The following is a 24,225-nucleotide window of genomic DNA, read 5'->3' as shown; positions in this document are numbered from 1 at the left end:
CATTAGTTAAGGTTGTAATCTGGTCTCACAATCTTGATTTTTTAAAGCAATCGTACTTACAGTTATTTTCAGGTAAATAGACCACGGTGTAGGGGCACAGCAATGCTGATTGGTGTCAACTTAAGCTAAAACTCTTTTGAAACCTCTTAAGAGCCTCTGGCTGGAAATGCTCTTTCATTGCGGTGCCGCAAGTCTTGAGGCGGAGCCTCACATTAGGCATTCCCAGTCAGAAACTGGGAACGAGACAATCTCTAAAAGCTTTTTCGCTTACTGGCTTTCAGCTTAAGTTGACACGCATGAGCAATGCTGTGCCTACAATTTATGTGGTTCAAAGAAATGAAAGCTGCTGTAAATCCCACATTTTGTAGGTGCGTAGCCGTAGCCCGCCGCAGGCATCGTAAGTGCTGTATTATTTGAAATGATTTAAATGCTGCATTTTAGAAGTATGACAGCATCACTACTAGATATTAAGTATATATTAGGCTACAGGATATTCACAATTCGTAATTATTTGTTGACCACTGCGGCATACGGCTTGGTTTGAATAATTTCAAGCTTCCAGTCTGAAGAATAATCAGGCAACTCATAGCCAACCCTCTTAACATGAGCCAACATCAACTTATCCCGTTGATGCCAAACTGCAAATATTTTCTCTCTGCCATCATAAAGCGTTTCCAGGTCGATTTGATAAACCTCATTTACCCGCTTCAGTTTCAAACCCAACAAATTTAACAGTCGGCTGAGTATTTTTATTGCCGAAACCTGCTCTTTCTCTCCAACTAAGTTAATACCAAGCGCTCTTTTAATATGCTTACTATGCTGAAAAACAACATTTTTAAGTAATATCAAATCTGGATTACTCTCGGTAAATTCTCGTTCTGCTTCAAGAAACTGAAGCATTCCCAAGGCTCTCATCGCCTCAACTTTGAGCGTATAAGTTTTTAAATCTGGTAGGAAAACTTTCCCTTCACCCCAAGATAATTGCTGATGCCATTCTTGCTCATCTCTAACATGAAAATACTCGCTTTCGTGAGTTAAATAATAGTGAATTAACAGTTGAGGATAATATCCGTGGTCATCCTGCAACTTTAGGCAAGGAGTAACTTCTATCTCATATTTTTGCCTGAGAACATATTTGTTAATTTGGTTGCGTTCTTTATCAGTTAGGGAATGCTTCACTAATAGCTGCTCATATTCTACATAATCGATATTTTGAGCATTAGCTACAGCAGTTGCTAGCGATAGTTGATTTTGCTGCTTAATATCTTGAATTTTGCGTTTAATTTCTTTAGCTTTTTGACGGCTTTGCGCCCAATCTTTTTGAACTTTGACAATTTCTAAAATTAATCTTCTGCGAGTAGCTGAATCATCAGCATCAGTTGCCAAAAAGGCCAGGCGTAAATCTCGAATAATATTATTGTGAACAGCATTACTCCGCATCTGAATTTGATGCCCATCAGCAATCAAACCGTCTTGCATCGATTGACGGTAGAGGCGGATAGAAGCATTTACCCTTGCAGATAACTTAGCCCAAGTTCGCAAATGAATCGGGTCATGAACTAAAGGTAAATCCACATCTATTTTATGTAATGGACTAAGCAAAGCTAAATTTTCTTTTTGATTTTCCTGATACCAATCAGATAGCAAGCGATAATTTGTACTACCACTACCAATTAAGCCAATACCTCGTTTAGCGCACCAGACAATACGCGGAACATCATCCCGCACTCTCGCTAATGCTTGTCTTGCTTCTGAGTCAGGAATTACCCCTTGAAAAATGCCATAAACTCGGTCGAAATGTTGGACATCAATACTAATTCCCGTACCAAGGCTAGGCGTAACAAAAACGCCGTCATATTCAGAGATTTTTTGATTGATAGCTGCAATAAAATCAACCGCTGCGTGGCCAGGTGTGTTTGTAGTGTGGCTACTAACTACAAGAGTTTTGGGAAATTGCCGTCGTAATTTTTGTAACCGCTCTTTCAGATAACGTTCAATTGTTTCACAACTGTAACGCCCAGCCCGACTATCGGTAGTAACGTAACATTTACGTCCAGCAAGTAAATCCAATTCCAGTTGGTGAATTAGCGGTGTTGGGTTGGGCGAATCATAAAAAGTCACGTCCCAACCATGCTGAGGTTTCCACTGGTTGAGAACTACCCAAGGTGTTAATTTAATTCCTGCCAATCCCTGTAAATATTCAAGTGACACATCTGATAAATCAGCATCTTGGGCAATTACTAACCCTCCAGTTGTTAAAACTGTAGAAATTAATTGCTGGAATAATTTTAATATTTTTACACGCTTGTGTTTACAAGTATTACTATTTAATAGATGCCACAAAGATTGCTCTACTTCATCCAAAATTACTATTGCTCCCCGCCAATTTTCAGGGTTAAGTTTCCAAATGGAATCAACACACAATCCAAAAGATTTCAGAGGAGGAGAGACGCGATTAATCGCGTCTGTACAGGAGTTAGGAGTTAGAAATTTGGAATTTTTATCTATTCCCCATTGAATCCCAATTTTTTCACACAAAAATCGTCCTAGTAGAATTCTGTGAGTAATTAATAAAACGGGTTGATTTCTACTTTTTGCTTGCTGAACAACAGCTTGCAGTGCTGTAGTTTTACCTGTTCCTTTGCCAGATTTGACTCCTACTAATCCAGAAGTGGGGAAAGGTATTTCACTTATATAAGGGCGGTTGAAAGTGAGTGTAGCAGGAATGCTTAACTCGGTGTGGGGTTTGGTTTGAGCAAGATAAATTTCTAAATCAACACTTTGACGATAAACTTTATCGAAACTACCTGCACCTTTAGCAACGATAAACTCATCAACCCCTTTTTCCATTCCTGGAAGTTCAATGACTTTAACAGGGCAATTTTTTTGCTGGAATAAACAACCAAGCTGAGAAATAGCATTATTTACAGCAGCAATTTTTTTAGGTTGAGTTTCAAAATCAAAGCAAATATAAAAGGTACGCTTTGTAATTGCAAACGCTGCTAAGTCGGGAATCAGCTGACGACGGGTAACTTTACCAAATTCATCTTTGACAACCCGATAACCACTGCTAATTCCGGGAATGGCAATAGCTGCATATCCTTGCGTCAACAGTGTGGCTGCTTTCTTCACACCCTCGCAGAGAATCAGGGGAATGTTCTCTTGCATCACCCATTGCCAAAAGCCTCTAACTTCACCATCAGCAGTAATGGTGATATTGTCAGGCATGACCAGATTATAACGTCCAGCGACTTGCTGCCACACTTGCAGCGTCACCCGCAAACAAAACACCCGCGTTGGAGTGCTGGGGGGATGTTCGTATTTGATGGACTTACCATTGTGATTCTGTCGGGGTTGGTTTGGCTTAAAGCATCCCCATTCCATCATTTGCCAATTATTCAAAGGGTCTAACCCCGAACACCACCAACCACCTTCAGTGATATGAGCATAACGCTGCAACCATCCACTCTTCACCATTCCGGTATTGGTGCGGGGGAGTAGCTCAGAAATCAATAGGTACTCATAAGCAGTTACGTCTTGGAGTGACCTAAAATTGAGTTGCACTAAGTGTAAGTCTATACCACTACTCTTGACTAGTTCTTCAAGGTGTTGAGGGTGTAAATAGTGCAGATGCATAAGGAAAGGTGTGAAGGGAAAGTCAATGAGATTAAAACATTAACATGCATCTGCTTTTTTTCTATAAGAGATATTGCGAGGCTTTTATGATGCTTTTTTTACTTCGTTATGGGAGACACATCGGTTAAGCCTCTAGTAGGTTATTCTGCCTATTAGATCCCCAAAGTAATAATTTTGTATTGTGATATTTGTTCGCAATTAATTTTTATTTATCAGTAAATTTCTGCGTTAAGGAATGCGATCGCTCCAGGGGTTGCCGCAGGCATCGCTATATGGTAACATATCCCAAGATAAGCTTTTGTCAGGAATAGTAGACGCACAGTCGCTTGTAGCTATGTGCTATTTCAGTTAATCATATCTTGCCTTTCAAAAATATCATATGATTGAAATATGAGATATCTAAATTTAAATTCAGTTTCATCAATACCAGCTTCAGATGTTAAATAATAAAACGTTTTATAAGACTCAATTATGCTTCTTGTTAAAATTGCCGCTGATGAAAAATCAACAAAATTTGGGTTGTCGATATTTTGACTTAAGATGTGCAAAATAGTTGTACCAGTAGACTTCATTCTATATAAAATATGATGCCTTAGTTTATTTTTATCATCTAATTTTTCATAAGTTGTATTCAAAAAATTAAAAATTTGATTAGTTAGAATGAGAGATGACTTAAAAATCTCTAATAGTTCTGAGTAACTCATACTTATTGCTTTGGTAAATTTTCGTTAGTTCAATTGAAGCTTTCTCATATTTCATAATTAAAAAAAACATGAGGGTAAAGAGCATACATGACTCCTCACCCCTAAATCTTCTCGATTAACCCCGAAACTACACCCCGACGACTTCCTTGGCGGCTTATAGCACCTCAGGATTGATTTCCTGGAAACCGCAATCGCGATTAAATTTCTTGGTGCTGCACTAAATTTATCTTCTGTCAGGTGAAATCATTGCTAAATAGGACGTAAAACTTCTAATTCACTAGGATGAGTTAAAACCTTGCCTAATGGTTCGCTGAAATAAACAACTTGATAATTAGGTGCAAGTTCTGTTTGTAGTTGCTTCCACAGACTAATTCCTTCTTCTTCAAAAGCCGCTTCAGCTTCTTCACTCAAATCTGGTGAGTTAGCAGGATCTTGCCAATTTAATGTTGCATTGTAAGCAGATGCCCATTTTTTAAGATGGCTAATGGTTTCTTGACTGAGGGGCAGTCTTGCTGGATCGATATTACCAACTTTATCAGTATCTGCCCACCATAAAGGAGCGCACCCATAATCAGCCATTAGTTTTATCTTTACTGCCATAGCTATTCAGGTGGAATTATGGTAACGAGGCGGGATTAGCTCCGACTATATAACCATTATGCTTATCGTCACTGCTATATATTGTGTTTGTCCATTAAAAATTACTTCATAGATTTCCCGGTGAGCTTCTATTGTTCCTTGATAACCCAGAAACTTTCCTCTTGTCACAGCAGCCATAACAGCATCAGGGATTTCATTTTCGGAAATTCCGCGTCTGGCAAAATCATCTTGATGTTCCTTTAAAATGTGTGATAATCCGCTACCTCTTTTACCAGCTTTGCCCTCTTCTAAAAATACGATTTTGCCATCAGCTTGCTTGGCAATCCGCACAACCTTTTCTGGACTGTGCTTAATACCAGCCTGACACAGTGCCGCAAACAATGCCGCTTTGTCATCGTTCATATTTAATTTAGTTATTTTAAATAGTTATTGAAAGAAATATATAAAAATTAATATTAAATCTATGATATCTCATAATTTAATTTTTATCACTAAAGTAAAAAAAAATGGGGGTAAAGAGTATACATAACTCCTCACCCCTCAATCTTCTCGATTAACCGCTAACCTAAGCCCCGACTGCTTCCTTCGCGGCGTAAAGAACCTCAGCGTTGATTTCTTTGAAACCGCGATCGCAATTAAATTTCTTGGTGCTGCATTAGATTTATAGAGGAAGTTCTGGGATTAGCGCCCACTATATATTCATTATCGCTTACAGTCACACAGATGTATTGGGTTTTGCCATTAAAATTAACTTCATAAATAGTGCGAGTTTTTTTTCTTCCTTGATAACCAATTATTTTACCTTGGGTCACTGCGGTGATAATTGCATCTGGTATCTGGTTTGGCTCGATTCCCTGATCTGCAAACTCTAAAGAATGTTCTTCCAATATATGTTGCAGTCCTGCTTCCGCATTTCCCTCTTCTAAAAATATGATTTTGCCATCAGTTTGTTTGGCAATCCGCACAATTTTCTCAGGACTGTGTTTAACGCCAGCATCAAGGAGCGCCGCAAGTAATCCCGCTGTGTCTTGATTCATATTTAATTTGGTTATTTTAAATAATAATTTATATAATAAATTTAATAATATCTCAGATTCAAGCTGCTTATCAAGCCTTTTAGTTAATAAAATTGAGGGGTAAAGATCCTCAATAAATCCTTACCCCTTAATCTTCTCAATCAACCTTCAAATCTACGCGCCTACAGCCTCCTTGGCAGCGTACAAAACCTCAGCGTTAACTTCTTTGAAACCGCGAACCTAAGCCCCCACTGCTTCCTTCGCGGCGTATAATACCTCAGCGTTGATTTCTTTGAAACCGCGATCGCGGGCAAATTTTTCAGTATTACGCTTCACTTTACCGCGAACAAATCCAGGAATTTTGTTCAATTCTGCTTGACCATCTTTTGTCCAGTTGAGGTCAGAATCAGCAGAAATTCCCCTAGTAATAACTTCTTTGGTATCGTGACCACCGAAGATTTCTAACAGATGATCTTCCATTCCCAAAGTGAAGGAATTATAGATCAAATCTGTAATCTGATTCGTGCCTTCGTAACCCATAAATGGTTTGTAACCAATGGGGAAGTTTTGGACATGAATTGGTGCAGCAATTACGCCGCAGGGAATATCCAAGCGCTTACCAACGTGGCGTTCCATTTGGGTGCCGAAAATAGCAGAGGGTTCGACACGAGCGATCGCATCCCCAATTGCACCATGATCTTCGGAGATTAACACTTCATCGCAATACTCGCTAACCTCTTCGCGGAACCAGTCTGCATCATATTTGCAGTAGGTTCCAGCCCAAACAACATGAATCCCCATTTCTCGCGCCAGAATCTTGGTGATGGCGGCGGCGTGGGTGTTGTCACCAAAGACCACAGCTTTTTTGCCAGTCAAGTTTTGACAGTCAATAGAACGGGAGAACCAAGCAGCCTGAGAGACATACAGGGTTTGCTCATTGATGAAGTTTTCGTAGTCAACTTCTGCACCTTGAGCGTTAATTACCTGCTGAATCTTGCGAATACAACGGGCAGTTTCCACTACACCCATTGGAGTAATGTCTATATAAGGTGTGCCAAATTGTTCTTCCAGGTAACGAGCTGTGGTCAAACCAAGTTCACGGTAAGGCACCAGGTTAAACCAGGCTTTGGGCATTTTCTTCAAGTCATTTACCGAAGCACCTTCGGGAATTAAGGTATTTATCTCAATTCCCAAGTCAGCCATCAACCGTTTGAGTTCGGTGCAGTCGTGATTATTGTGGAAACCAAGGGTAGTAGTACCGATAATGTTAACTGAGGGCTTTGCAGTTTTGCCCTCTGCCAATTCGCCCCGTTTCCGGGCTTTTTCAATGTAGTATTGGACGATTTGATCGAGAGTGCGATCGGCGGCTTGCAGTTCGTTGTAGCGGTAGTGGTTCACATCCGCCAGCATTACGTCTCCTTTCGCTTCCAACTGCGCCCGTTCAACAAAGTTGTGCAGGTCTTCTTGCAAAATGCTGGAAGTACAGGTGGGAGTTAACACAATCAAATCCGGGTGTTCCTCGGCATCCTTACGGATGATGTTATCTACTACCTTCTCTTGGGAACCACGCGCCAAAACGTTGCGGTCAACCACACTGGTTGTCACTGGAGTGAAATCCCTCTCCCGCGATAGCATGGAGCGCATGACATTAAAGTAGTCATCGCCAATGGGGGCGTGCATGATCGCATGAACATTTTTAAAAGAGCTAGCGATTCGCAGAGTGCCGATGTGGGCTGGCCCAGCATACATCCAGTAAGCCAATTTCATGTTTGTGTTCTCCCTTTTCAACAGAAATAACACGGAGTCCGATAAGAGTGGACTATAAGTGCTTGATTATTATTAAATCGTTTCTGATTGTCTCAAAACTTGTAGCCCTGATGAAGTGAAGACTTGTAAGGATTTTGTCTGAAGTGCGTAGGCTTGTCCAGCGTAGGCATCGCCCAAACCTCGTACCTGATTGGAATCTAGCTTCTGAACTTTAACAACATTACTGTTGATTTTTTAAAATAAATCTTAATTTTTCGGCAAATTTATTTTCAATTTGGGGCGGTGTGTTAAGCATCACCAATAAATTTAGAAAATTTATGTACAACTTCTCCAAAAATACAAAGATCCTCTCAGAGGATCTTTGTAAAGAATCAGGTTGTATCAAGATTCTCCCTAACCCTCCTTAAACCAGGAAAAAAGGGGAGAATAACACTAGCGCAATTTGTTCATTCGAGGGAGTAAAAATTAACCTAGAGAGGTGTTAATTACTGCCGAAAAATTTCTACTTTTTGTAACACTACCTCTTGATTGGGGCGATCTCTAGTCGTAGGCACTTTGGCGATCTTGCTGACTATATCTAGACCTTGGACAACTTCACCAAAAACACTGTGTTTGTTATCAAGGTGAGGCGTTGGTGCTTCTGTAATGAACCATTGCGAACCATTTGTACCGCGTCCGGCATTCGCCATCGACAGGATACCTGCACCAGTGTGTCTCAATTCAGGATTAAACTCATCCTCAAATTGATATCCCGGGCCACCAGTACCCCAGCGGTTGGCGGTATCTAGATAACGACTCAGAGGATCGCCACACTGAATCATAAAATCAGGGATGACCCGGTGAAAGCGAACCCCATCGTAGGCTGGAGTTCCCTTACCAGATTCACCAGTTTTAGGGTCTTTCCAGTCGATTGTTCCGGTTGCTAGACCAACAAAATTTTTGACGGTGTTGGGGGTTCGCTCTTCTTCCAAACGAACTACGATTTCACCCAAGGAAGTAATTAAACGAGCGTGCAGCTTGCCATTACCGGGAATATTAATTTCTGGAAAGTTCATCAGATATCCTACTTTAACAAGTGCCAGTATTTGACCTATATAAGTTTATCAGCATTCAAGTTGCTCCCTTTAGACATGACAAAAAAACTGAAGGAAGGAAACTTGAGCAAACGAATATTTTACTCAGGCAAATTTATTGCTGGATTCCGGCTAAAAAATCCTCTAGGGACTAGCTTAAAGCCAACTCGGTGGACAGGCATCACAGGCCAATCTTCCGATCGCGGAATATGAGTTACGCCCATTGTGTACCACAGCACGATATCTTTACCCATCAAAGATTCATCGTCAGCAATATATTTTGGTAAACCCTGTCCTGGTTGAGTTTGGTTGGGATAATCGCCACCAGCATAAAGTTCAGCAGATTTATATTTTGTTACCCAGACGTGGTGAGTCGCAAATTCTGCCCGTTGACGGATTTTCGAGCCTTCTACTGGGAAAAACATGGAGTTTGCACCAGGCATCAGCATATATCCAGGTGCAGCCCCTAGCGGATTTTTCTTATCTGCACTAACAATCATCCATTCCCGGCTGTTTTTCATATCCAAATCGCGCACAGCAGCCGTTTCATTTGTTAATGGGGTTTCTACAAGTGCGATCGCATTTCCTAATGGATTTTTCTCATCCATCGGCAAAGCTTTCACGTTCATTTCCATCACAGAATTAGCTTGACCATCTACATCTAAATCTAAGCGGTAGTTGAAAAAGTGCTGGTGATTTACTCCGAAAATATTCTTAGTGATTAGCTGACCATCGGAATTACCTTCAGATTGCTTTTCAGAAGCCGTTCCCTGCGCCAGGACGATACCCGTTAATTCATTTTGGACTTCCAAAGTCCCATCCTGGTGAAAGATCCAATTGATGCTGTAATCATAGTTGTCAATCGCCGCAGTCATTGTCATCACTAATTCTCGACTGCGACGGACATCATTGCGCTGAGTATTATACTCATAGTGCTTCCAAAGCATTCCGTTATCGCGCTCGTAGATACCGATAACCCCTGGCATTACATAAGGTTCTCCCTGCTCATTAGCAAATACAGCATTTAGCAACAGGCCGTTTTCGGGAATTTCCTTACTTAACTCCATCGTATTTGCTAGCAAACCAAGGTTATATTCTCCAACATCAAAGGCATTCCTAAATGACCAAGTAGGCTCAGGATCGCCATAAGGTACTACCATCTCCGATAGACTAGCGCGGTATAAAACTGGTCGGATATTTTCCCCGTCCTTGTGCGTCACTTGGTATAGCATTAATCCATTCCGAGGATGCATTAAATAGCGAAACTTCCAACCTTGCCAGCTAATTTCATTGTCTTTGCTTTGGAAACTTACACCATTTGGTTGCAGAATATTTAATGCTTTAAGTGGTGAAAGTAATTTGCCCAAGGACTTTACATCATAGTTCCAGTTTTCCTTAGAGAAAGGGACATTTCCTCTATCAACAAAACTGGCGATTTTACCTGTGTTCAAATTGACAGTTGCTACGACTCCTTCAATCGGACTACCGTAATAGTTCCAGCCTTTACCTTTGTAGTAAGATAAGCTCCGACAAAGACGATTACCTGTTGCTTCTTCCTGTTGACTCAGGATTCCTGGGTCCCATGAACTGATTTTGACTTGATCGAAATCGGTAATTCCCCGCCTTCGCATCGCTTTTTGCCATCGGGGATCGGCTTTGACTACTTGAGTTGCTAGTTCATATTCTGAATTGACGATCGCAGGTTGGACAGACGGTATTTCTTTCCAAGAACTTAAGGTTTGGCTTGTCAGATCAACAATTCCCTCAAAGGTTTTGTTTTGCGATCGCTCATAGATTACCAAAAAAGCTTTTCGCTGGAAGACTTTACCAGGTGTAAATTTCAGAACTTCTTCTTTATCTGGTTCTTGTAAAGCAATAAGTGGAAAAGCTGCCATTTCGCTCAAAGTTTTTTCTCTTTTGATCACCGAAACAGCTGTACTAATTTCTGCCTCTGTTAGCGAAGTGAGAGGATGGGAAATCGAAGGCTGTTGAGCCATTAATTTCCCCATTAATCCAAGTGAGAGAGAAATGACGACAATGATGGGAATAGCTAGCCACAAAAAACGCCTTAGCCGCTTAATCATCTTTTACATTCTTACAAAAGACGTATAGTTATCTATTTCTAAGCCGAAGCTTAAAACCCGATAAATTAAGAAGCTAAAGCTAAATTAATTTGCTAATAGTTGGGGGGACTGAAGACTATAGCGTTTTTCGTTTGTATACAATACACACTGACTTCACTTCTATTCCTCTCTCCTTTGAATCTTACTCCCCAACGCTAGTAAGGAAGGGGCTGTTCTTGTTAGGTCTTAATTTACGCAGAAACCAAACGGCGTAAAGATTCAGCACGGCGTTTAGCAATAGAGTTATTTGGAGCAAATTTTAGTGCTTCTTCGTAAGTTTGTAACGCCTGAGCAGTTAATTTTTTTTTCTCGTAAGCATGACCGAGATTATTCAACCCTGTTACGTAGTCTGGTTTAGATTTAAGGGCTTCTTTATACTGACGAATTGCTAAGTCATATTGCTCTTGGATAAAATAAACATAACCCAGCCCATTGTAGATGGGGGCAATATTTTCTTCTCCCTCTTCTGGGGCAGCTTTCAGAGCTTTTTGAAACAGCGCGATCGCTTGGGAATACATTTTTTTGTCTGAATAAATACTGGCTAACTCATAATATTCTTGAGTCGTACCCTTTTCTTTCTCTAACTTCTTTCGCAATTTTCCAAAGGAGCCTTCAATCTTGCGAGTTTTGAAAATCTGGCGAAAAACACCCACGGCTGCAATTGTGAGTAGAACCACCAAAATTGAGAGATAAACAACGGCTAGACTGTTATCCATTGCTGCAAATACAAATATTAAAAGTTGCTTCTGTAATCTATTATTAGCCTATTGGGCATGAGGGAGATGAGGCAGACGCGATTAATCGTGTCTCTACTCCTAACTCCTGTACAGACGCGATTAATCGCGTCTCTTAAGGTAAACCCCAATATTGAGAGCGTTGCTGGAGCCAACCTTCTTCTAAGTAACGAGCGATCGCTTGATTCACATTTCGTCTTAACTCATCGTACTGCAATCCCTTGGGCATGACTACAGACAAGGGTTCAGTTGATAGCTTAGTTGGTAGTAGCCGATATTGGGGATATTGTTGCACCCAACCGCTCAGAACGCTAGCATCTGCGGCAAAGGCTACGGCGGCATTACTTTCTATTTTCTCTCGCGCTTCCTCATAGGAATTCGCTCCTACTAACTCGCCATTTGGCACATAGTACCGCACTTTAGCGATCGTGCTGGAGTTATTCAGTACGGCAATTTTTTGTTTTGCCAAATCACTCAATTGCTGGACAGAGGCATCTTTTGTAACTAATACAGTGCCATCCAAATAGTAGGGAACACTGAAACTAACTATGCGGCTACGAGATTCAGTTGCTGTTACCCTAGCGATCGCAAAATCAACTTTCTTGTCTAAGACTACAGACAGGCGATCGCGATTCGCTACAGGTTTCAATTTGACAGCCTTTGCTTTCCCAACCAAATCACTTGTCAAGCGCTGTGCCAAGTCAATTTCTAAGCCTTGCAAATTGCCACTGGTATCTTTAAATCCCAAGGGACGCAAGTTATCTTTAACTGCAACAGTTAAATAGCCCCGCTGCTGAATTTCTGGCATTTCGGCGGCAGATGCAGTTAAGCCTGTCCCCACTATGGAAAAGCAAGATATCCAAAAAATAGTGGCGGATAATACCAGATGTAACCGAGTAATTACTTGCCATCTGTTACATCCGTTGTACATCCGTTACCACCTTTATCCTTTAGCTTGATTTGCTAGTTCAGCAACTTTGCCGAAGCTAGCTGGATCGAGGACTGCCAATTGCGCCAACATCTTGCGATTTAGTTGGATATCAGCTTTTTTCAAGTTACCGATCAACTGGCTGTAGCTCAAGCCGTGTTGCCTTGAAGCAGCGTTGATGCGGGTGATCCAGAGGCGACGAAAATCGCGCTTTTTCTTTTTGCGATCGCGGTAGGCACTCCTTAGTGCCTTCATCACTTGTTGGTTGGCAGTTCTAAACAGAGTTGAGTGGGAACCGCGAAAACCTTTAGCTAGTTTGAGAATTTTATTGCGGCGCTTCCGAGCTACATTACCGCGTTTTACCCGTGTCATAACTTATTTCCTGAAGGACTTACAAATATGGGAGCATCAAGCGCACGTTGAGTTCATCGCGTTCATGTACAAGTCCGGTCTTGGACATGCTACGCTTTTTGTCTGAAGATTTGTGCTCTAAAAGGTGGCTTTTGCCAGCTTTCCGACGGACAATTTTGCCGGTGCCGGTGGCACGAAATCGCTTCGCTGCGGCTTTACGAGTCTTGAGTTTAGGCATGGTCTAGCTTTAATTCGACACGATCCATTATTATATACTATAAAAATTGCTCGAATGGAAATTAAGTAAACGATTTAACTACCGCCATACCCAAATCATCATGACAGTGTACTGAAACAACAGTTTGATCAATATTTGCTACTCGATTAAAAATCATTTGCAGAAGTTGCGAAAAATCTTCTGGCGATGCCAAACCTAAGCTATCAGGAATACTAATAGTGTTAGCACCACATGCTAACCGACAGGGGTTGGAGCAAGGTTAAAATAATTCGCTGCTGTTTAGGCTTCTTGATAAATTATTTCTTGAAACTGGATCATATCTTTTTGCGGATCGGCGTGGCTAACTTTCACTAATATCTGTTCGCCCAAGTTCACAGAACGTTTGAAAGTCATTGGCAACTGCAAGCCCAAATCTTCTAGCAAAATTAGTGCCAAGTTGCTGTCTTCCCGCAGCCACATCAATACTGTCACATCCCAAGTTTCCTCTGGATGACGGCGTAAATACTCTAGAGCATAATATCTATTAGTTTGCCGTTCCACCATCGTCACTTCTTGGGTGATACTGGCAACAGTCATCATTACTTCTTTTAGTTGTTCTGCGGAAAATGGTAAAACTTCACCACGCAAATGAGCTTTCAATTGAAAGTGGGTGAGCAAGTCACTGTAGCGGCGGATGGGAGAGGTTGCTTGGGTGTAGGTATCCAAACCTAAACCAGCATGACGCAAAGGCGTGATGCTCATTTCACTCTTGGGCATACAACGACGCATGGCGCAGGCGCGAACGAATCCAGCCGGAAGTAGGAGCAATTCCTCATCTGGAGGTAATTCCGGTTGCGGCTGACCGCGAAAGGGCAAAGGTATGTTATGAGCTTTACCATAACGAGCCGCAACTTCACCGGCAAGAATCATCATTTCTGCTACCAGTTGCCGCGACGGGGAATCGTCCAAAATGTCAATGTTGATCTCGTCACCTTTGACTTTGATCGTCGCTTCCGGCATAGTGATGCTAATTGCCCCTTGGGCGTAACGCCAAGCTTTGCGCCGCTGTGCCCAAGTAGCGATCGCGGCAATTTCCGGTTCTGCTTGTACCCTTAATTGCAGCATTTCATCTACATCTTCGTAGGTGAGGCGATAAGTCGGCTTAATCGAACTGGTATGAATGCTGTAATCTTCTACTACTCCAGTTGTACCTAAAACAATCCCAAAACTGAGGGCGCAACAAACTTTTCCCTGGATCAGACTCATTGGCCCAGTTGCCAATACCTCTGGGAACATGGGAATCATCCCCGTAGGTAAATAGACTGTACTACCCCGCTTTCTGGCTTCCAAATCTAATTCATCTTCCGGCACTAACCATCTCGTGGGATCGGCGATATGCACCCATAGGCGTTCCCGTCCATCAGCGAGTACTTCCCAACTTAGACCATCGTCGATCTCTGTGGTAGTTTCATCATCAATGGTGTAGACCTTCAGGTGAGTCAGATCCAAACGGTTTGTATCTGAGTCAATCGGCGGGAAATCCAAACGCTGTTGCGCCACTTCTAATACCTTATGAGGAAATTGAATTGGAATTGAAGAACGACGCAGGAACAAGTTTTCATAAGGACTCCAGCAACCCAAATCCACCAACAGTTGAAAGGCTCCTTGGGGTGTTGTGGGCCGTCCCAGCATGGTCATAGTTTCTAATACTGGAGCGCTGGGCGGATAAGCACGAGCCAAGGAGTCATAATTAACCCCCGTCCGCACGGTGTCAGCTATCAGCGCTGCGTATTTTTCTAGTCCTTCTAAGCGTTGGCGATCGTGGCGGCCCCACTCTACCACTTCACCTTTGAGCGCCTGCTCTATACGAGTTAAAAATTCCTGCTGTCCCTTAGCTTTTAGTGCCTCTACTTCCAGCTGGTGCTTGCGTTCTGCCACCTGAGCAGCAGTTCGCGGTTCGTAAGCGTCTCCTTTTTGCTTGAAATAAAGTTTGTCGTCTGATAACAAGCAATAGGCGGCGTAACAAAGAGGCGCGGCTGATTCTGAAAATAGCAGATTCGCCATTTGGTCTGGGGTGACTGTTTCCCCATCTTCAACCAGTAATTCCCAAGCCACTTCTAAGCTAGATGGATCTAAATAAGGCTTGATCTGCTCCAAAAAGCTGGCAATCTCAGACGGCTTGTAAGTCTCTTTGGTAACTGTATAGGTTATTTGTTTAGGCGCGAGGCTGTGGGATTGACCACGTTCGTCTACCACAAACCAGCGGGTTTTACCGTCTGGACGTTCTACGATGCCCAGACGGCGATCGCCTTGAACCCTAAATTCAACTAGCGTCCCCTTCTCCACAACTCTCGCACTCTAATAATTTTAGATTTTAGTCGCACAGGTGCGCTGGAAGCGCAACTTGGATTTTGGATTTCATAACTGGTATTAAATCCTAAATCCAACCATTTTTGATGCAGCAATTCATTTTACACTCTCTTCTTCAGATTTGAGATTTTGGTCTTAGTAAAGATAAAGCCAAATGTTTATTTAAATACAGCTTCTCTTTATAACCCAAAATCTAAAATCCAAAATTGCTCTAGCCTTCCGCGTTGATAAATGGCAACAAAGCCACAATCCGCGAACGTTTAATTGCTAATGTCAACTCTCGCTGTTGCTGAGATGTCAGCCCAGTTATCCGACGTGGCAGTATTTTACCCCGCTCTGTGACAAACTTACGCAATAAATCAACATCTTTATAATCGATTGGTTCTCCTGGCTTGATCGGAGAAAGACGACGACGGAAATAACTCATCTCTATTTAATTTCCTTGTGAACGGTATGTTTATTGCAGTGGGTGCAGAACTTTTTCAGTTCTAGCCGATTTGTAGTGTTGCGGCGATTCTTGGTACTGGTATAACGTGAAACACCAGCAGAACGCTTATCTAAATTTGTCCGACACTCGGTACACTCTAGTGTCACAATTATGCGGGCACCTTTACTCTTAGCCATAATCTTACAAACAGTGAAGCCTGAAGAGAATTAACACAAATGACTATCTTCTCACATTCCGCCGCATATTTTCAACTAATCTTTTGACTTTTATATCGAGCGAGTAGCCACGACGCGACGAAACTATGAAAGTTCCGCAGTAGCGATCGTGTAAAGCCTGCCGCATTTGGGCATCATAGAAGGCAGTCCCACAATCAATTGCTAAGGGAAGTACTAGCAGTATAGCAGTGGGATTGGCTCTAATATTGCTCAGGGCAATTGACACTAAAAGGGCACCCAAGCCGATGATTGCCTCTCGCTTCAGCAGTGAGAGCAAATCTGGAATTCTGCCCATCACTTGCCCATCTTCGACTGACAACACCTTTAAATCGAACGCCCAACGCCCTAAACTTTGCCCTTGATTGTTGTATACCAGTAGCACCCGCAAAACTAGCCAAAGTATTACGAAAACTAAGATTTCAACAAATTGAATCCCGATATCGCTGCCTCCCAGTAGCGAACTGACTAACCAGACACCAAGGAAATCAAGTCCCAATGCCATACCTCGCCGCCCAATACCAGCCTTGGGATAGTGTTTTTGGGGAACTCGTTCGATTGTCATACAAAATAGGTATTTTTATTTAGGGGTTGGGGAATAATGATTGCTCCTGTTTTTTATATTAAGATGATGACTTGGCTACTTGCTGCGTTGTAAACGAACAAAAACCAGCCAGCATAATATTTATGAAACTGCCAACTGCACGACTCAAGAATAGGATTAAGCAGCTATAGGGGTTCTCATCCCCTGCCGATTCGCCTTTGGCGTTCTCGGAGAATAGCCGCTACGCGTCATGGATGCAAGATACAGTAGGAGCGTACTGCTAATCCCAGAATGACTTAAGCTTTAATTCTGTTTTTGGGAAATATTGTATTGTTGTAGAAACTTAATTTTAATTAATTTGGAAGTTGTATCCATGAAACATCTGTTTACTAAAACAGCTTTTAGGATAGTGACGACTACTAGTTTAGTATTAGCGATCGCCATAACCACTAACGACCTAGCTGATGCTGCTGAGTTCAACTTTAACTGGAAAGGAGACACCGGTTATTCAGCTAAAGGTTCATTTAACTATGATACAACAACTGCTCCAAGCGTCATTTCTGAAGCAGGTTTAGGGGCGACGAAGAACTTGCAGTCTCTCTCAATTTCCTTCTTTGATCCATTGAGTACTCTCATAAATAGTTTCACTCCAGTGGTTAGTGGTGTATCTAACTACAAGTATTTGAGATTCAACTTTGATAGCACTACCCAGCAAATTGGTCCCTTTGATGTTGGCAAGGATAATAGCCTTCCTGGTGACACATGGCTTAATAATAATCTCGCACTCATAGATGAAAACTTTAGTGATCAGGTTCTAGCTAAAGAATTTCATTTGATCAAGAGAGATGCAGCAGGCAAAGAGCAAATACTAAATTTAAGTAACAATTCAGTTCAGGTATCCAAAGTCCCCGAAGGAAGCATAATTGTAGGTTTACTAGCAGTGTGTAGTTTAGGATTTACCCTCAAGCATAAAAAAGCTAGCACAGCTTGACGTAAATCCAGCTATTATCACAATTAGGGACTGACAAAAAATAAATTATCCAAAATTATTTGTACATTTGTAGGGGCGCAAGGCCTTGCGCCCCTACGATGGGATGTTTTTTTTAACTGGAAGTCCCTTAACAAGATTTGGGGATTTTGCCCCTTGTCTTAAAGGTAGGTAAACTTCTGAATTTTCCACATAAAGTGAAAAGTCAATCAATTTGGGATTTGGGATTTTAGATTAATCCCATAGCTAAAGGTAGGATTGCTCGGAAAGGAATTTTAGATTTTTCCATAGTTGAAATAACGGTGGCTGTGAAACCAGATTTTAATTTTGAATCCTTCAATCCAAAATCCAAGTTGCGCTTCCAGCGCACCAAAGGTGCGACTAAAATCTAAAATTGATTAATGTTACTTTACAGAGATTAAGGTAAAAAGTCGGAGGCGATCGCTATGCTACCAGTCAGCGATGCACAAGCAATTATTTTAAATTTAGTCCAACCGTTGGATCATCAACGAGATACAGAAGTTGTCGATTTATTGGCAGCCGATAGTCGGATTTTGGCAACACCTGTCACCAGTCCGCTAGATTTTCCCCATTGGGATAATTCGGCAATGGATGGCTACGCAGTTCGCTATCAAGATGTACAGCACTCTAACGCCGAACAACCAGCCGTTTTAGAAATTGTTGAAAATATTCCGGCTGGGTATCAGCCCAAGTCTACGATTCAACTAGGGCAAGCCGCGCGGATTTTCACAGGTGCGGTGATCCCAGCAGGTGCGGATACTGTAGTCATGCAAGAGAATACACGGCGGGAAGAAAACCGCGTATTTATCCTGGCTGCACCAAAACCCCAAGAATTTGTCAGATACAAAGCATCTTTTTATCAAGCTGGAACACAACTACTACCAGCAGGAATTAAGTTAAATGCCCCAGAAATTGCCGTATTGGCAGCAGCACAATGTCCGCAATTAAGTGTTTACCGCCGTCCGCGGGTGGCAATTTTTTCGACTGGTGATGAGCTGATGACAGTTGAGAAACAGCTGCAACCAGGGCAAATTGTGGATTCTAATCAGTATACGCTGGCAGCTTTGGTAAAGGAGAGTGGGGCAGAACCGTTAATTTTAGGTATTGTGAAGGATGATCCAGTTGCTCTTGAAAAAGTCATTGCCCACGCCATTGCGATCGCTGATATAGTTCTCTCTTCTGGTGGTGTCTCAGTGGGAGATTATGATTATGTGGACAAAATTCTAGACTCACTAGAAGCAAAAATCCACATTCAGGCTGTGGAAATGAGGCCAGGGAAACCCCTTACTGTCGCGACTTTCCCCAGTAGAGACGCGATTAATCGCGTCTCAGCCCTCTATTTTGGTTTACCAGGAAACCCTGGTTCTGTTTTAGCAACTTTTTGGCGGTTTGTGCTACCAGCAATCAAGAAACTTTCGGGAATTACTGAAGGTTGGGAACCAGTATTTTTGAAAGTGCGATCGCATGACGAGTTGCGATCGGATGGTAAGCGTGAAACTTACCTTTGGGGTAAATTGCATTTAATTGATGGGGTTTACGAATTTCACAAAGCTGGTGGTAGTAATAGTTCCGGCAATTTAATTAATTTAGCTCAAACCAATGCTTTAGCTGTTCTGCCAATGGGTAAAACATTAATTTCTCCACAAGAAGAGGTGCAAGTTTTGCAGCTTGTTAACGGGTAAGTAGGTCAAAATAATACAGCACTTTGCAAGTAAATTAAGTACACCCCTCCCCAACCCTCTCCTTGCCAAGGGGAGGGTGCGCGACAGCGCAGGTGGGGTATTTTTGTACTTCACCTACTTTAAATCTGCTGTAGTTAAAATATCTGCTCAAAAGCCTCAATCAAGCTGTTAACTTCCTCAAGGGTGTTGTAATGCACCATACTTACCCGGACTATTCCACCTTGCGATGCTAACCCCAAGTATTCAATCAGCCGTTTAGCATAAAAGTCCCCGTAGCGAATTCCAATGTAATGTTGGTCAATTTTTGCCGGAATGATTGAGCTATTCATTCCATCTACTACAAAAGATATAGTTGGTACACGGAATCGGCGATCAGCTTTTGATTGACCAATCACTCGCACATTAGACTTACTGTTGAGGTAATTTAGGAGGCGATCGCTAATCTTTTCTTCATGGATGCTAATTAAATCAAACGCTTGCACCATTTGATTTCTCAAATCAGGTGCAGTTTGATTGCCGTAGTGCAGTTGTGCTAACTCACTTAGATAATCACATAAACCTAACATTCCATAACTTAATTCAAAATTGACATTTCCTAACTGAAATTTATAAGGTATATCTGTCTGTTCAATAAAATAATGGTTAAGACTAGGCAATCTTAATAAATGTTCTTCTTTCCCATAAAGTAAGGCATGATGTGGCCCATAGACTTTATAAGAACTCAAAGTATAGAAATCAACATCTAAATCTTGGACATCAACTAATCTGTGGGGTGCATAAGCTACACCATCTACACAAATCATCGCGTTGCGATCGTGGACAAATGCAGCAATTTCTTTGATCGGGTTGATGGTTCCCAAAACATTAGAAGCATGAGTCAAGGCTACTAGTTTGGTGCGCTGGTTCATCAAGAGTTCTAAATCTGCTAAATGAAGTTCTAAGGTGTCTGGGCGAATTTGCCACACTTTAACCTTCATTCCTTGTTTTTCAAGAGCAACCCAAGCACCAATATTGGACTCATGGTCACAATTAGTAACAATAATTTCATCACCAGGGGTGAAAGTTTGACCCAGAGAAATTGAGAGAACTTTCAACATCATTGTAGTAGATGGGCCCATGACCACTTCTTTAAAAGAATTGGCGTTAATCAAAGTAGCCATTCCCTTCGTTGCTAGAGCTAATCGTTCTCCTGCAAGTTCAGAAACCGCATAAGAAGCTCCCAACTGGACATCAGAACTCAAGAGAAATTCGCTAATCCTATCTACTACTTTTTTTAGGGTTTGTGAGCCGCCAGCATTATCAAAAAAAGTCCATTCACCAGCTAGGGCAGGAAAATATTGGCGAACTTTATCAAGATTCAGGAGCATAGTATAAGTTTTTTAGAGAATGTTATTTACCCTAGCCTACCTTTTGGCGAGTCGCCCAGAGAGCATCTACATTCTCTTTTGGTGTTTACAGTTTGTTTTGCCAGCCTTTTTGCTCTGCAATAATCTCTCTAGAGGGGGTATACTTGGGAACTCAATTAATTTGTCTAGCTTAAATCATGTTATTAATCCAGGACTTATGCACGGGTCATGGAAGAACGAACCACAGAGACACAGAGTACACGGAGGAATGAGAGTTTGAGAGGTTTTTTGCGTAAGTCCTATAATTGTTAGAAAGATTAATCATGAGTTAGCGATCGCTGGACAAATTAGACCTCTTGCAAAAGTCCCTAACACCCCATCCCTAACCCCTCCCCTTACCAAGGGGCTACCGTGTTATACACAAGTCAAATTACCCCCCTTAATCCCCCCGAAGATTGGGGGGAAACAGGAATCTAGTTCCCTCCCCTTTCTAAGGGGAGGGTTAGGGTGGGGTAAAACTGACGCGAAAAACCAGCTGAGTAAACTTATTTCAGACTTGTGTATACACGGTAGTACCAAGCGGAGGGGAGACAAAGCGTAGCTTTGGCGGGGTGGGGTTCTTATTTTTGATTTATGCAAGAGGTCTATTACACTAAACCTCCTACCTCCCCACTCCCTAATCCTATAAATTTGAAGTCTTCGCAGCATTTCATCCCAGAGCTAGATGCGAGGGGTTTTCACGGTTATATACCATTACAGACGGAAATGTGCCTCACAATACTGGAGATAAAAATGAGGTCGTGACCTAGCTAAAGTTCTGGAATTCGTCATCATGCATGAACTCGTTCAAGCTGTCTTCAACAGTGATGAAAAAACTGCTCTACATCAGTTAATTTATACGTTGAATGCTTCAGGTAAGCGTTACTTCCTAAGAAATGAGATTTTGCTCCTCTTTGCTGATTACTGTGATCAATCCCAAAAGCCAGCCTATTTTTACTACTCTTCTTCTGTTGGCAAACTGATCCAGTACACCCACGAAATAATTCTCGAAGAGGAAAGTACCTGGTTCGTGGTTCGGTCCAAGATTGCTAACCAGCAAGTTTGGCAACTGACAGCCGATTTTGATAGTTTTGAGCAGATGACACCCCAAGCGCTGCTAGATGTAAGAGATCGCTTAGTCAACCGCTACCAACACCACATTCTCGAAATTGACCTCCACCCCTTTTACGAGGGTTCCCCAAGAATCGACGACCCCAGAAATATTGGTCAAGGTTTTGCTTTCCTCAACCGTTACCTGTGCAGTCAATTGTTGACTGACCCCGAACATTGGTTAGAAATATTATTTCAAGCTTTACATCGGCTGGAATACGATGGTATTCGCCTACTGTTGAACAATCGCATTTCATCTGGTATTCAGCTAGCCAAACAAATTAAGCAAGCGCTCAAATTCCTGAGTGAGCTTGAACCTAATGAACCCTATGAAAAATTCCGCTTTGACCTCCAAAAACTCGGCTTTGAGCCTGGTTGGGGTAACACTGCGGTGCGAGTCTCCCAAACCTTAGAACTGCTCGACCGACTCATTTTCTCTCCAGAACCTGGCATCTTAGAAACATTTGTCGCCCGTGTCCCCGCCGTCTTTCGCGTCGTCCTCATTTCCATCCACGGCTGGGTTGGACAGGAAGATGTTTTAGGAAGAGATGAAACACTCGGTCAAGTTGTCTACGTCCTCGAACAAGCTCGCAGCTTAGAAAACAAACTGCGTGAAGAAATCAAACTCGCTGGACTGGACCTGCTGGGCATTAAGCCACATGTGATTATTCTTACCCGGTTAATCCCTAACTGTGAAGAGACATTTTGCAACCTGCGCTTAGAAAAAGTCCAAGATACTGAAAATGCTTGGATATTGCGCGTTCCTTTTGGTGAATTCAATCCAGAAATCACTAACAATTGGATTTCTAAATTTGAGATTTGGCCCTATTTAGAAACATTTGCTCTAGATGCAGAAAAAGAATTACTAGCTCAATTCAAAGGCAAACCTAATCTGATTGTTGGTAACTACAGCGATGGGAACTTAGTAGCCTTTCTTTTATCTCGCCGGATGAAAGTTACCCAGTGCAACATTGCCCATTCTTTGGACAAACCTAAATATCTATTTAGTAATTTATATTGGCAAGATTTAGAAGACCAATATCACTTCTCGGCCCAATTCACCGCCGATTTAATCAGCATGAATGCAGCTGACTTCATCATCACATCGTCCTACCAAGAAATTGTCGGCACACCCGACACCATAGGTCAATACGAGTCGTACAAGTGGTTTACAATGCCGCAGTTGTATCATGTGGTTGATGGGATTGATTTGTTTAGTCCTAAATTCAACTTGGTACCGCCGGGAGTAAATGAGAATATTTTCTTTCCCTATAGCCAAAAAGAAGACCGAGATATTAACCTTGGCACCCAAATTCACGACTTACTCTTTATCCGCGAAGATCCCCAAATATTAGGTCACTTAGAGAACCCTGATAAGCGACCAATTTTTGCTGCTGCTTCCGTCACTTCAATCAAAAATCTCACTGGGTTAGTTGAATGCTTTGGTCAAAGTCAGGCGTTGCAAAAGCATTGTAACCTGATCCTCTTAAGTGGTAAACTGCATCCGCATGAAGCTACAAACCCAGAAGAAGCAGAAGAAATTCAAAAACTTCACGACATCATTGATCAATATCATCTCTATGGTAATATTCGCTGGATAGGGATGCGTATCCCGACTTGCGACCTCGGCGAAGCTTACCGGGTAGTTGCAGACTCTCAGGGAATTTATGTCCATTTTGCTCTCTTTGAATCCTTCGGGCGGAGCATTTTGGAAGCGATGATTTCCGGCTTGCCAACTTTCGCCACTCAATTTGGTGGCTCTTTAGAAATTATCGAGAACCAAGAGAATGGATTTAATGTTAATCCTACAGATTTAGAAGGAACAGCAAAGAAAATTTTAGACTTCGTTGAGCAATGCGATACTCATCCTGAACATTGGCACGAAGTCTCAGAACGGATGAGTCAGCGAATTCATAATAGATATAATTGGCGTTTACATAGCAATCAATTACTATTGTTAGCTAAAATGTTTAGTTTCTGGAACTTTGTTGCTCCAGAAAATAACGAAGCCAGAGATCGCTATATGGAAGCCTTATTTCATCTCATTTATAAACCTAGAGCCGAAAAGATTTTGGAAAAGCACATGGGGCACGGTGCTTAGGGAATGGGGAGTAGGGGATGAGAGGACAAAAAGACAAGGGGACAAGGAGAATTAGAGACTGATTCATCTCTCTCAAAGACTCGTTCATCCACCTCGGAACTCCGTTCATCCACCTTTGATACTCGTTCATCCACCTCGGAACTCCGTTCATCCACCTTTGATACTCGTTCATCCACCTCGGAACTCCGTTCATCCACCTTTGATACTCGTTCATC

At 42.0% G+C, this 24,225-nt stretch carries 21 protein-coding genes and 1 pseudogene; 3 read left to right on the top strand and 19 right to left on the bottom strand.

What is annotated here, in order from left to right; genetic code table 11:
• Window positions 1-507: 507 nt before the first annotated feature.
• The 17 genes and pseudogenes from V7K49_RS18155 to V7K49_RS18075 form a co-directional block, all read right to left on the bottom strand.
• Window positions 508-3,636, bottom strand: a complete 3,129-nt coding sequence (locus tag V7K49_RS18155; RefSeq protein WP_335206719.1) for a plasmid replication protein, CyRepA1 family — start codon at window positions 3,634-3,636, stop codon at window positions 508-510.
• 344 nt (window positions 3,637-3,980) lie between these two features.
• Window positions 3,981-4,340 (bottom strand): hypothetical protein, encoded by a 360-nt coding sequence (locus V7K49_RS18150; RefSeq protein ID WP_335206718.1) that lies wholly within the window; start codon window positions 4,338-4,340, stop codon window positions 3,981-3,983.
• A 249-nt stretch (window positions 4,341-4,589) separates the two neighbouring features.
• The gene (locus V7K49_RS18145; RefSeq protein WP_335206716.1) at window positions 4,590-4,940 is read right to left on the bottom strand and encodes a hypothetical protein; all 351 of its coding nucleotides are present in this window, start codon (window positions 4,938-4,940) and stop codon (window positions 4,590-4,592) included.
• Between the two features lie 45 nt (window positions 4,941-4,985).
• Window positions 4,986-5,342, bottom strand: a complete 357-nt coding sequence (locus tag V7K49_RS18140; protein ID WP_335206714.1) for a hypothetical protein — start codon at window positions 5,340-5,342, stop codon at window positions 4,986-4,988.
• Between the two features lie 233 nt (window positions 5,343-5,575).
• Window positions 5,576-5,977, bottom strand: coding sequence for a hypothetical protein (locus V7K49_RS18135; RefSeq protein ID WP_335206713.1), 402 nt, complete (start codon window positions 5,975-5,977; stop codon window positions 5,576-5,578).
• Window positions 5,978-6,196: 219 nt separating this feature from the next.
• Window positions 6,197-7,723 (bottom strand): ferredoxin:protochlorophyllide reductase (ATP-dependent) subunit B, encoded by a 1,527-nt coding sequence (bchB, locus tag V7K49_RS18130; RefSeq protein WP_335206712.1) that lies wholly within the window; start codon window positions 7,721-7,723, stop codon window positions 6,197-6,199.
• Window positions 7,724-8,208: 485 nt separating this feature from the next.
• Entirely contained in the window at window positions 8,209-8,778 is a 570-nt protein-coding gene (locus tag V7K49_RS18125; protein ID WP_334874731.1) for a peptidylprolyl isomerase, read from the bottom strand.
• A 119-nt stretch (window positions 8,779-8,897) separates the two neighbouring features.
• The gene (locus V7K49_RS18120; protein ID WP_335206711.1) at window positions 8,898-10,880 is read right to left on the bottom strand and encodes a primary-amine oxidase; all 1,983 of its coding nucleotides are present in this window, start codon (window positions 10,878-10,880) and stop codon (window positions 8,898-8,900) included.
• 230 nt (window positions 10,881-11,110) lie between these two features.
• A complete protein-coding gene (locus V7K49_RS18115; RefSeq protein ID WP_335206710.1) occupies window positions 11,111-11,635 on the bottom strand; it encodes a tetratricopeptide repeat protein in 525 nt (174 codons plus the stop codon).
• Between the two features lie 133 nt (window positions 11,636-11,768).
• Window positions 11,769-12,584: a transporter substrate-binding domain-containing protein gene (locus V7K49_RS18110; protein ID WP_335206708.1), complete on the bottom strand. Its 816-nt coding sequence runs from the start codon at window positions 12,582-12,584 to the stop codon at window positions 11,769-11,771.
• A gap of 12 nt (window positions 12,585-12,596) precedes the next feature.
• Window positions 12,597-12,953 carry a 50S ribosomal protein L20 gene (gene rplT / locus V7K49_RS18105; protein ID WP_069069781.1) on the bottom strand — a complete coding sequence of 119 codons (357 nt, stop codon included), beginning with the start codon at window positions 12,951-12,953 and terminating at the stop codon, window positions 12,597-12,599.
• A gap of 19 nt (window positions 12,954-12,972) precedes the next feature.
• Complete coding sequence (rpmI, locus tag V7K49_RS18100; protein ID WP_334874723.1) at window positions 12,973-13,170, bottom strand: 50S ribosomal protein L35; 198 nt, start codon at window positions 13,168-13,170, stop codon at window positions 12,973-12,975.
• Window positions 13,171-13,231: 61 nt separating this feature from the next.
• Window positions 13,232-13,390 (bottom strand): annotated as a pseudogene (locus tag V7K49_RS18095) (2-isopropylmalate synthase); the annotation flags it as partial.
• A 59-nt stretch (window positions 13,391-13,449) separates the two neighbouring features.
• Complete coding sequence (locus V7K49_RS18090) at window positions 13,450-15,495, bottom strand: ribonuclease catalytic domain-containing protein (protein WP_334874715.1); 2,046 nt, start codon at window positions 15,493-15,495, stop codon at window positions 13,450-13,452.
• A 235-nt stretch (window positions 15,496-15,730) separates the two neighbouring features.
• Window positions 15,731-15,946 carry a 30S ribosomal protein S18 gene (rpsR, locus tag V7K49_RS18085; protein WP_012411240.1) on the bottom strand — a complete coding sequence of 72 codons (216 nt, stop codon included), beginning with the start codon at window positions 15,944-15,946 and terminating at the stop codon, window positions 15,731-15,733.
• A 2-nt stretch (window positions 15,947-15,948) separates the two neighbouring features.
• On the bottom strand, window positions 15,949-16,143 hold the full coding sequence (rpmG, locus tag V7K49_RS18080) for a 50S ribosomal protein L33 (RefSeq protein WP_162397071.1): 195 nt from the start codon (window positions 16,141-16,143) through the stop codon (window positions 15,949-15,951).
• A 43-nt stretch (window positions 16,144-16,186) separates the two neighbouring features.
• Complete coding sequence (locus tag V7K49_RS18075; protein ID WP_334874713.1) at window positions 16,187-16,744, bottom strand: RDD family protein; 558 nt, start codon at window positions 16,742-16,744, stop codon at window positions 16,187-16,189.
• A 352-nt stretch (window positions 16,745-17,096) separates the two neighbouring features.
• Here V7K49_RS18075 and V7K49_RS18070 point away from each other — a divergent pair, with 352 nt between their 5' ends.
• Together V7K49_RS18070 and V7K49_RS18065 are read left to right on the top strand one after the other, a co-directional pair.
• The gene (locus V7K49_RS18070) at window positions 17,097-17,714 is read left to right on the top strand and encodes a PEP-CTERM sorting domain-containing protein (RefSeq protein ID WP_335206706.1); all 618 of its coding nucleotides are present in this window, start codon (window positions 17,097-17,099) and stop codon (window positions 17,712-17,714) included.
• Window positions 17,715-18,157: 443 nt separating this feature from the next.
• The gene (locus tag V7K49_RS18065; RefSeq protein WP_335206705.1) at window positions 18,158-19,414 is read left to right on the top strand and encodes a molybdopterin molybdotransferase MoeA; all 1,257 of its coding nucleotides are present in this window, start codon (window positions 18,158-18,160) and stop codon (window positions 19,412-19,414) included.
• A gap of 134 nt (window positions 19,415-19,548) precedes the next feature.
• On the opposite strand, the gene V7K49_RS18060 is transcribed toward V7K49_RS18065, so the two are convergent.
• On the bottom strand, window positions 19,549-20,781 hold the full coding sequence (locus V7K49_RS18060; RefSeq protein ID WP_334874707.1) for a cysteine desulfurase-like protein: 1,233 nt from the start codon (window positions 20,779-20,781) through the stop codon (window positions 19,549-19,551).
• An 811-nt stretch (window positions 20,782-21,592) separates the two neighbouring features.
• Here V7K49_RS18060 and V7K49_RS18055 point away from each other — a divergent pair.
• Window positions 21,593-24,010 carry a sucrose synthase gene (locus tag V7K49_RS18055; RefSeq protein WP_335206703.1) on the top strand — a complete coding sequence of 806 codons (2,418 nt, stop codon included), beginning with the start codon at window positions 21,593-21,595 and terminating at the stop codon, window positions 24,008-24,010.
• Here the strand turns inward: V7K49_RS18055 and V7K49_RS18050 are convergent.
• On the bottom strand, window positions 24,007-24,225 hold a 219-nt coding region (locus V7K49_RS18050; protein WP_335206701.1), incomplete at its 5' end, for a hypothetical protein. The two genes, V7K49_RS18055 and V7K49_RS18050, sit on opposite strands and share 4 nt — an antisense overlap.

The sequence above is a fragment of the Nostoc sp. genome (genome assembly GCF_036919675.1).
Classification (GTDB): Bacteria; Cyanobacteriota; Cyanobacteriia; order Cyanobacteriales; family Nostocaceae; genus Nostoc.
Note: the sequence above shows the minus strand (reverse complement) of the source record. Positions and strands in the feature narration are given on the sequence as shown.